Source organism: Streptomyces sp. NRRL S-495, from assembly GCF_000966955.1.
In the GTDB taxonomy this organism is placed as follows: Bacteria; Actinomycetota; Actinomycetes; order Streptomycetales; family Streptomycetaceae; genus Kitasatospora; species Kitasatospora purpeofusca.
In genome coordinates, this window is the sequence record NZ_JZWY01000507.1 from 1 (window position 1) to 9609 (window position 9609).

Sequence of the window (9609 nt, forward strand, 5' to 3'; positions counted from 1 at the left end):
GACGAAGGACAGGGCGAGCAGGACGGCGATGGCGTCCATGCCGAAGGTCAGCAGGTTGACGAGCCACAGGTCGTCCATGGCGTCGGCGTCGCCGGCCCCGACCGGGTGGCCGGTGAGCCAGAGCAGCTTGAGACCGAGGTAGGGCACGGTCGCCGCGACGGCCACCGCGGCCGCCACCGTCCGGGTCCGGCCGACCGGTGCGGCGGGGCGGGGTGCGGAGGCCGGTACGCCGTTCGGGGCCGGAGCGGGCGCCGCGGCGGGCGTCGGGGCCGGGGTCGGTGTGCGGGGCGGGAGCATCGAGGTCATGTGCCCCACGGTCCCGCGGGCCCGGCGGTCCGGGCGTCCTCCGGAGACCGGATCCGCCTCCCCCGCCGGGGGGATCCGGCCGGGCCGCGACCGTCCCGGCGGACGAGGGGCCGAGGTCTTGTTACCGGCGAGTCGCTTGCCTATCATCGCGAGTGTTACAGCTTTACTGTCAGACTTCGTCGATCCTCGGAGGGGCCGTGGCGCCCGTGGGTGACAGCGGTGTGCACGGTGGTGGCGCGGGCGGGCCGCTGGCCGGGGTCCGGGTGGTCGAACTCGCCGGGATCGGACCCGGACCGTTCGCCGCGATGCTGCTGGGCGACCTCGGCGCCGACGTGGTCCGGGTGGACCGCCCCGAGCCGTCGCCGCTCGGCATCGAACCGGCGTACGACCTCGCCAACCGCAACAAGCGTTCGGTGGTCGTCGACCTCAAGGCCCCCGAGGGGCCGGGCCGGGTGCTCGACCTGGTCGCCCGCGCCGATCTGCTGATCGAGGGGTACCGGCCGGGAGTCGCCGAGCGGCTCGGGGTCGGGCCGGAAGCCTGCCTGGCCCGCAATCCGGCGCTGGTCTACGGGCGGATGACCGGCTGGGGGCAGCACGGGCCGCTGGCCGCCAGGGCCGGGCACGACATCGGGTACACGGCGGTGGCCGGCGTCCTCGGCCTCGTCGCCCCGACGGCCGCCGCTCTGCCGGATGTGTCCGCGAGCGATCCCGACGGGCCGCCCGCCCTCCCCGCCAATCTGCTCGGCGACTACGCCGGTGGCTCGCTCTACCTGGTCGTCGGCCTGCTCGCGGCCCTCCACCACGCCCGCGCCACCGGCGCCGGCCAGGTGGTGGACGCGGCCATCGTCGACGGCGCCGCCCACCTCACCGCCGTCCTCCAGGGCTTGCTCGCCGGCGGCCGGTGGCAGGACCGGCGCGGCGTCAACCTCCTCGACGGCGGCGCGCCGTTCTACGCCGTCTACCCGGCCGCCGACGGCGGCCACCTCGCGGTCGGTGCGCTGGAGCCGCAGTTCTACGTCGAGTTCGCCCGGCTGCTGGAGCTCGGCCCGGACGCGCCCGGACAGTGGGACACCGCCCGCTGGCCCGAGCTGCGGGCCCGGATCGCCGCGCGTTTCGCCACCCGCACCCGCGCCGCCTGGGAAGCCGTCTTCGCCGGGTCGGACGCCTGCGTGGAACCGGTGCTGACGATGCGTCAGGCGCACGCGCACGAGCACCTGGCGAGCCGGGGGACCTATGTCGAGGTGGACGGCGTCACTCAGCCGGCCCCCGCGCCGAGGTTCTCCGCCACCCCCGGCGCGCTGCGCCGCCCGCCGGCCCGGCCGGGCGCCGACACCGCCGAGGTCGCCCGCGACTGGGGCGTGCCCTCGCTCGCGGCCGAGCCGGCCGAGTCCGCCGATTCCGCCGGGTCAGTCGACCCGGCCGAGTCCGCCGACCCGGCGGAGCCCGCCGGGCCCACCGGCCCCGCCCGCACCCCCGCATCGCCGACCGCCTGAACCCGCCACCCTCCCAAGGAGTTTGCCGTGCAACGCGACCTCTTCACCGACGAGCACGAGGACTTCCGCGGCACCGTCCGGGCGTTCCTCGCCAAGGAGGTGCTGCCGCACTACGACCGCTGGGAGAAGGCCGGCATCGTGGACCGCGAAGCCTGGCTGGCGGCCGGCCGGCAGGGACTGCTCGGCCTCGCCGTCGCCGAGGAGTACGGCGGCGGAGGGAACGCCGACTTCCGCTACGCCGCCGTGCTGGCCGAGGAGTTCGCCCGCGCCGGGGCGTCCGGACTGGCGATCGGGCTGCACAACGACATCGTCGGCCCCTACCTCACCTCGCTCGCCACCGAGGAGCAGCAGCGCCGCTGGCTGCCCGGATTCTGCTCCGGCGAACTCGTCACGGCCATCGCGATGACCGAGCCCGGGACCGGCTCCGACCTCCAGGGCATCCGCACCCGGGCCGAGGACCGGGGGGACCACTTCCTCCTCAACGGCGCCAAGACCTTCATCTCCAACGGGATCCTCGCGGACCTGGTGGTCGTGGTCGCCCGCACCACCCCCGAGGGCGGCTCCCACGGCCTCAGCCTGCTGGTCGTCGAGCGCGGCATGCCCGGCTTCGAGCGCGGCCGCAACCTCGACAAGATCGGCCAGAAGGCCCAGGACACCGCCGAGTTGTTCTTCGAGGACGTCCGCGTCCCGAAGGAGAACCTGCTCGGCGAGATCGACCAGGGCTTTCTGTACCTGATGCGCAACCTCGCACAGGAGCGGCTCACCATCGCCGCCGCCGCGATCGCCGGTGCGGAGTACCTGGTCGAGATCACCACCGAGTACGTCAAGGGGCGCGAGGCGTTCGGGCGGCCGCTGGCGAAGCTCCAGCACGTCCGCTTCGAGATCGCCGAACTGGCCACCGAGTGCGCGGTCACCCGTGCCTTCGTGGACCGCTGCATCACCGAGCACAACCGCTACGCGCTCACCCCGGCCGACGCCTCGATGGCCAAGTGGTGGGCCACCGAACTGCAGAAGCGCACCGCCGACCGCTGCCTCCAACTCCACGGCGGCTACGGTTACATGACCGAGTACCCGGTGGCCAGGGCGTTCACCGACGGTCGCATCCAGACCATCTACGGCGGCACCACCGAGATCATGAAGGAGATCGTGGGCCGCTCCATCCTCGGCTGAACCCCGGCCGGCCCGGCCCCGGGCTCCGGCCGCCACGCCCGCTCCCAGTACCCAGTACCCAGCACCCTGCACCCCGCCCCGAAAGGCTGCCCACCGTGACCACCGAAGCGTACGTCTACGACGCGATCCGCACCCCGCGCGGCCGGGGCAAGGCCACCGGCTCGCTGCACGGCACCAAGCCGATCGACCTCGTCGTCGGCCTGATCCACGAGATCCGCCGCCGCTTCCCCGGGCTGGACCCGGCGGCGATCGACGACATCGTGCTCGGCGTGGTCAGCCCCGTCGGCGACCAGGGCTCCGACATCGCCCGGATCGCCGCCGTCGCGGCCGGCCTGCCCGACACGGTGGCCGGCGTCCAGGAGAACCGCTTCTGCGCCTCCGGCCTGGAGGCCGTCAACATGGCCGCCGCCAAGGTCCGTTCCGGCTGGGAGGACCTGATCCTGGCCGGCGGTGTCGAGTCGATGTCCCGGGTGAAGATGGCCTCCGACGGCGGCGCCTGGTTCGCCGACCCGATGACGGCCTACGAGACCAACTTCGCCCCGCAGGGCATCGGCGCCGACCTGATCGCCACCATCGAGGGCTTCTCCCGCACCGACGTCGACGCCTTCGCCGCCGAGTCCCAGGCCCGCGCCGCCAAGGCCCAGGCCGACGGGCTGTTCGACCGGTCGGTGGTCCCGGTCCGCGACCGCAACGGCCTGGTCGTCCTGGAGCGGGACGAGTTCATCCGCCCCGGTACCACCGTCGAGACCCTGGCCGGGCTCAAGCCCTCCTTCGCCGCGATCGGCGAGGCCGGCGGGTTCGACGCCGTCGCCCTCCAGAAGTACCACTGGGTGGAGGCCATCGACCACGTCCACCACGCCGGCAACTCCTCCGGCATCGTGGACGGCGCCGCCCTGGTCGCCATCGGCAGCCGCGAGATCGGCGAGCGCTACGGGCTGCGGCCGCGCGCCCGGATCGTCTCCGCCGCCGTCTCCGGCTCCGAGCCGACCATCATGCTCACCGGCCCCGCCCCCGCCACCCGCAAGGCGCTCGCCAAGGCCGGTCTGACCGCCGCCGACATCGACCTGGTCGAGATCAACGAGGCCTTCGCCGCCGTCGCGCTGCGCTTCGTCCGGGAGATGGGCTTCTCCCCCGAGCAGGTGAACGTCAACGGCGGCGCGATCGCCCTCGGCCACCCGCTGGGCGCCACCGGCGCGATGCTCATCGGCACCCTGATCGACGAACTGGAGCGGCGCGAGCTCCGCTACGGCCTGGCCACCCTCTGCGTGGGCGGCGGCATGGGCATCGCCACCGTCATCGAGCGCGTCTGACCCGCGCCCCCGAGACCTCCTCCCTTTCCGGCCCTTCAGGAGACCAGAACCCCATGAGCGACACCGGCGACACCACCACCATCCGCTGGGAGCAGGCCGAGGACGGCGTGGTCACCCTCGTCCTCGACGACCCCACCCAGTCCGTCAACACCATGAACGAGGCGTTCACCGCCGACTTCGAGACCGTCGTCGCCCGGCTGGCCGGCCTCGGCGCCTCCGGCGACCTGCGCGGTGTGGTGATCACCTCCGCCAAGAAGACCTTCTTCGCCGGCGGCGACCTGAGGATGCTCTCCGCCGCCCGCCCGGAGGACGCCGCCGCCGTCTTCGAGAAGTCGATGCGGATCAAGCGCGCCCTGCGCACCCTGGAGACGCTCGGCCTGCCGGTCGTCGCCGCGATCAACGGCAGTGCGCTCGGCGGCGGCCTGGAGCTCGCCCTCGCCTGCCACCACCGGATCGCCCTGGACACCCCGGCCAGCCGGATCGGCCTGCCCGAGGTCACCCTCGGCCTGCTCCCCGGTGGCGGCGGGATCGTCCGCACGGTGCGGCTGTTCGGCATCACCGACGCCCTGCTCAAGTTCCTGCTGCAGGGCCGCCAGTACCGTCCGGCGCAGGCCCTCCAGCACGGCCTGGTCCACGAACTGGTCGCCACGCCGGAGGAGTTGGCCGAGCGGGCGCGAGCCTGGATCGAGGCGAACCCGGCCCCCGTCCAGCCCTGGGACGTCAAGGGCTACAAGATCCCCGGCGGCACCCCGAGCACCCCGGCCTTCGCCGCCAATCTGCCCGCCTTCCCCGCCAACCTGCGCAAGCAGCTGGCCGGTGCCCCCTACCCGGCGCCGCGCAATGTGCTCGCCGCGGCGGTGGAGAGCGCCCAGGTGGACGTCGACACGGCGATGGCGATCGAGGCCCGCTACTTCACCGAGCTGGCCTGCGGGCAGACCAGCAAGAACATGATCCAGGCCCTCTTCTTCGACCTCCAGGCGGTCAACTCCGGTGCCGGGAGGCCCGAGTCGGTGGAGAAGCGGACGGTCCGCCGGGTCGCCGTGCTCGGCGCCGGGATGATGGGCGCCGGCATCGCCCACACCTGCGCCGAGGCCGGTATCGAGGTGCTGCTCAAGGACGTCACCGTCGAGGCCGCCGAGCGCGGGAAGGCCTACTCCGAGGGCCTGCTGGGGAAGGCGGTGGCCCGGGGCCGGCGCACCGAGGCGCAGCGCGACGAGGTGCTCGCCCGGATCACCCCCACCGCCGACGCCGCCGACCTGGCCGGCTGCGACGCGGTGATCGAGGCGGTCTTCGAGAACCCGGAGCTCAAGCACAAGGTGTTCCAGGAGATCGAGGGGATCGTCGCCCCCGACGCGCTGCTCTGCTCCAACACCTCCACCCTGCCGATCGGCCTGCTCGCCGAGGGCGTGCAGCGCACCGCCGACTTCATCGGGCTGCACTTCTTCTCGCCGGTCGACAAGATGCGGCTGGTGGAGATCATCCGCGGGCCGCAGACCGGGGACGAGGCGCTGGCCCGCGCCTTCGACCTGGTCCGGCAGATCGGCCGGACCCCGATCGTGGTCAACGACTCGCGCGGCTTCTTCACCTCGCGGGTGATCGGCCAGTTCATCAACGAGGGCGTCGCCATGATCGGCGAGGGCGTCGAGCCGGCCAGCGTCGAGCAGGCCGCCGCCCAGGCCGGCTACCCGGCCAAGGTGCTCTCGCTGCTCGACGAGCTGACCCTCACCCTGCCGCGCCGGATCCGCGACGAGTACCGGCGCGCCGTCGAGGCGGCCGGCGGCGAGTGGACCGCCCACCCGGCGGACGCGGTGGTGGACCGGATGGTGGACGAGTTCGGCCGCCCCGGCCGCAGCGGCGGCGCCGGCTTCTACGACTACGACGAGAACGGCACCCGGGGCCGGCTCTGGCCCGGCCTGCGGGAGCACTTCACCCGCGCGGACGTGGACATCCCGTTCGAGGACCTCAAGGAGCGGATGCTCTTCAGCGAGGCCCTGGACTCCGTCCGCTGCCTGGAGGAGGGCGTGCTCACCTCCGTCGCGGACGCCAACGTCGGCTCCATCCTCGGCATCGGCTTCCCGGCCTGGACCGGCGGTGTGCTCCAGTACATCAACGGCTACCCGGGCGGCCCGGCCGGCTTCGCGGAGCGCGCCCGCGAGCTCGCCGCCGCGTACGGGGAGCGGTTCGCGCCGCCCGCGCTGCTGGAGCGGATCGCCGCCGAGGGGCGCACCTTCACCGACTGACCCCCGCCCGGGCGGGGCGGCTACGGCGCCGCCCCGCCCGGGTCCTCTCCCGCGTTCCCTTCCACGTCCTCTTCCGCCTCCTCGCCCAGCTCCTCCCGCAGGGACTTCTGGAACGCGGTCACCAGCGCCTGCGCCACCATCGGCTGGATGTGGTCGGTGAGCGCCTTCATCCGCTCCACGTCGTCCGGCTCCGGCTCGCTCTCCCGGAACGGCCGCCACACCGTCTCCCGGAACAGCCGCTGCAACTCCCGCGCCGTGGCCCGGCTGTGCTCCACCACCACGGCGCGCGCCGCGAGCAGCGTCTCCAGCGGGATCGGCACGTCCAGGATCCGCACCCCCAGCGGCAGCAGCCCCGGGTCCACCCGGAACACCTCCGGGTCCGCCGTGCGCTCCAGCGCCCCCATCGCCGCGAGCCGGTCCAACTGCTCCTCCGACAGCCGCCGCCCGGCCCGCCGCTCCAGTTGCCCCCGCTCGGCCTCCTCCGGGGCCTCCGGCGTCCACGAGGCCACCAGCGCCCGGTGGATCGCCAGGTCCAGCGGGGTGGAGTCCTGCGGCAGCCGCGCCAGGTACCGCTCGATCGCGGCCAGCGTCAGCCCCTGCCGCTGCAACTCCTCGATCAGCCCCAGCCGGTCCAGGTGCTCGGCCCCGTACCACCCCACCCGCCGGGCCCCCAGCACCGGCGGCGGCAGCAGCCCCTTCGTCCCGTAGAACCGCACCGTCCGCACCGTCACCCCCGCCCGCGCCGCCAACTCGTCCACCGTCAGCCGCACCTCCACCCCCGCCTCCCACCTCGTAGCACCATCACTGTGACACCATGAGTGTGACACCACTGTCCCACCCGGTCCACGCCCGCTCAGCCCACCGGGCAGCTCGGATCGCTCGACTTGATGATCTGCCAGTGCTCCCGCTTCACGACGACCGAGCTGCGGTCGGCCAAGTCCCAGAGCCTGATCCAGTCCGCCGAGGACGGGAACGCGAGGTACGGGTGATCGGGGCTGACGGCGCTTCCCTGGAACGGTGGCGCGATGGAGCCTGCGGCCGGGCGCACGCAGACTCGCTGCGGTGCGATGCCGAAGTACTGGCCGGGTTGGCTGCCGGCCTTGGCCTGGGCGGCCGCCGCCGCGGCGGCCTCGGTCGCCGGGGTAAGGACCTGTACCCAGAACACCGCGACGGTGGCCATGAAAGCGACGCAGAGCAGGCCGCCCCAGAGCGGGATTCCTTCGACGCTGCGGGGGGCGTGGAAGTGCCGTGCGTAACCCAGGAGCGCGAGCGCGACGAGCGGGGCCACCACGACCACCATCCCCTTGGTGTCGGCGATGAGTTGCCAACTGACGGGGATGAACACCTCCTCGCGGCTGGCGTCGAAATAGTCCAGGTAATAGGTGTGCAGGGAGAATCCCGGGACCGGCAGCACGGGGAGCGCGAGCGGGAGGAGCGCCGGGACGAGCCAGGCGACCGTGGCCTTCCGCGACAGATTGCGGAACAACAGGCGCAGGCCGTTCCCGGTCAGGAATGCGGCGAACAGGACGACGGTGAGTACCGCGGCGCCCTGTCGCGAAGGCGCCACGAAGGGCAGGACCAGCCCCGCCCCGGTGGTGGCCAGACCGGCCGCCCAGCCGACGGCCGCGGCCGACAACGGCCGGGTGCGTTCGGGATGGGTGCCGTACTGGGCCAGGAGCAGGCCCGCCGGAGCGCCGAGCAGCAGAGCGAGGAGGAGGGTGGCGACCCCCGTGGCCAGGGGATGGAGCTGTGCCGCGTTGAGGACCGTCCCGAGAGTCAGGAGGACGACGGCCGCCGTGAGGGCGATCGGCAGGCCGATCCGCTCCGGCACGACGTGCTGTCGGCTTCGGCTCGGTTGCTCGACCCGGGAGGACGGGCCGAGCAACCGCGGGAGGGCGTTGTGCGGGGGAGCGGCGATCTCCGTCAGGGCGCGGACGGTCGCCAGCTCGGCCGCCCGGCGGACGCCAGGTCCGGCGGGCAGGAAGATCTCCCGGCCGGTGTCGAAGAGGCCGCTCTGCAGCAGCGGGCGGCGGAGCCAGTCGGGCCGTACGGCCGACGGGAGCGGAAGGTGGGCGAGCCACCGGGTGCGGGGCGGATCGGAGGGGACGACCGGCTCCAGGACCTTGAGCTCCACCGACACCGGGGTCTGGCGGCGGGTGCGCTCCAGCGCGATCTTGACGACCTGGGCCGCGCCCCAGCGGGAGCCGCCGACCCCGGCCTCGACGATCCAGGTCTCGGGTGCGTTTCCGGTGTCCGGCCCGGACGGGGCCGAGACGATCCAGCCGCGTGCGGTGAGAAGCTCCCTCAGCCGGCTTCGGCCGCCCGGTGATCCGCTCACCTCGATCTCCAGGCGGAACCAGTAGTCGTATCCCGGATCGTTCTCCGTCATGACATCCCCCCTTTGGCGCCGAAATTCTTCGGGCTCGGCATCGGGGCGGAGTCTAGGGAGCTTCGCGATCGAAAAGCCAGCGATTTATGAATTCCAAAAATAACCCGAGATTATTGGTTGCATGATATTCGGATATGTTTCGGCGCGCGCCCGTGCGGGTGGGCGCGCGCCGAAGCGGAACGGGTGGAACGGGTGGGACTGGGCAGGACCGGGGCCGGGGTCAGGCGGCGAGGTCGGGGTGGTGGCGGCGGGTGACTTCGGGGTGGGCGCGGGTGTAGCCCTTCCACTCGTTGAAGCCGAAGTCGGCGTAGAGGGGGTTGGCCGGGTCCTGGGTGGCGCCGGGGGCGTGGTGGGCGAGCGGGAAGTCCAGCGGCTCGATGTGGGCGTCCAGGCGCGGGTTGTAGAAGAACGGGACGGAGTAGCGCTCGCGGGCGCCGGGCGGGCTGACCACGCGGTGGCTGGTGGCCTTCAGGTAGCCGTCGGTGGCGACCTCCAGCAGTTCGCCGAGGTTGACCACGAAGGCGCCCGGCATCGGCGGGACGTCCAGGAAGGAGCCGTCGGCGCGCTGCACCTGGAGGCCGCCCACGGTGTCCTGGAGGAGCAGGGTGATGAAGCCGTAGTCCTTGTGGGCGCCGACGCCCTGGCCGGCGCCGTCCGGGGCGGTGCCCGGGTAGCGGACCAGCTTGAGTCGCAGGTGCGGG

At 73.2% G+C, this 9609-nt stretch carries 7 protein-coding genes and 1 pseudogene; 4 read left to right on the forward strand and 4 right to left on the reverse strand.

The window, feature by feature from the left end; genetic code table 11:
- Positions 1-306 (reverse strand): annotated as a pseudogene (locus VR45_RS42645) (hypothetical protein); the annotation flags it as partial.
- A 206-nt stretch (positions 307-512) separates the two neighbouring features.
- Between VR45_RS42645 and VR45_RS25160 the strand changes: the two are divergent.
- From VR45_RS25160 to VR45_RS25175, 4 genes are all read left to right on the forward strand, one after another.
- Entirely contained in the window at positions 513-1799 is a 1287-nt protein-coding gene (locus VR45_RS25160; protein WP_234326134.1) for a CaiB/BaiF CoA-transferase family protein, read from the forward strand.
- 27 nt (positions 1800-1826) lie between these two features.
- A complete protein-coding gene (locus VR45_RS25165) occupies positions 1827-2969 on the forward strand; it encodes an acyl-CoA dehydrogenase family protein (RefSeq protein ID WP_045942111.1) in 1143 nt (380 codons plus the stop codon).
- 95 nt (positions 2970-3064) lie between these two features.
- Positions 3065-4279 (forward strand): acetyl-CoA C-acetyltransferase, encoded by a 1215-nt coding sequence (locus VR45_RS25170; RefSeq protein ID WP_045942112.1) that lies wholly within the window; start codon positions 3065-3067, stop codon positions 4277-4279.
- Between the two features lie 53 nt (positions 4280-4332).
- Positions 4333-6519, forward strand: coding sequence for a 3-hydroxyacyl-CoA dehydrogenase NAD-binding domain-containing protein (locus VR45_RS25175; protein WP_045942113.1), 2187 nt, complete (start codon positions 4333-4335; stop codon positions 6517-6519).
- Positions 6520-6539: 20 nt separating this feature from the next.
- Here VR45_RS25175 and VR45_RS25180 read toward each other — a convergent pair whose 3' ends face one another.
- From VR45_RS25180 to VR45_RS25190, 3 genes are all read right to left on the reverse strand, one after another.
- A complete protein-coding gene (locus tag VR45_RS25180) occupies positions 6540-7295 on the reverse strand; it encodes a MerR family transcriptional regulator (protein ID WP_045942114.1) in 756 nt (251 codons plus the stop codon).
- Between the two features lie 77 nt (positions 7296-7372).
- Positions 7373-8908, reverse strand: a complete 1536-nt coding sequence (locus VR45_RS25185) for a hypothetical protein (RefSeq protein WP_045942115.1) — start codon at positions 8906-8908, stop codon at positions 7373-7375.
- 220 nt (positions 8909-9128) lie between these two features.
- A partial coding sequence (locus VR45_RS25190; protein ID WP_045942116.1) for a 2OG-Fe(II) oxygenase family protein occupies positions 9129-9609 on the reverse strand: 481 nt, incomplete at its 5' end.

Coding starts and splice junctions, on each gene's coding strand:
- VR45_RS25175 (WP_045942113.1), top strand. CDS start 4,333: ATGAGCGACACCGGCGACACCACCACCATCCGCTGGGAGCAGGCCGAG.
- VR45_RS25185 (WP_045942115.1), bottom strand. CDS start 8,908: ATGACGGAGAACGATCCGGGATACGACTACTGGTTCCGCCTGGAGATC.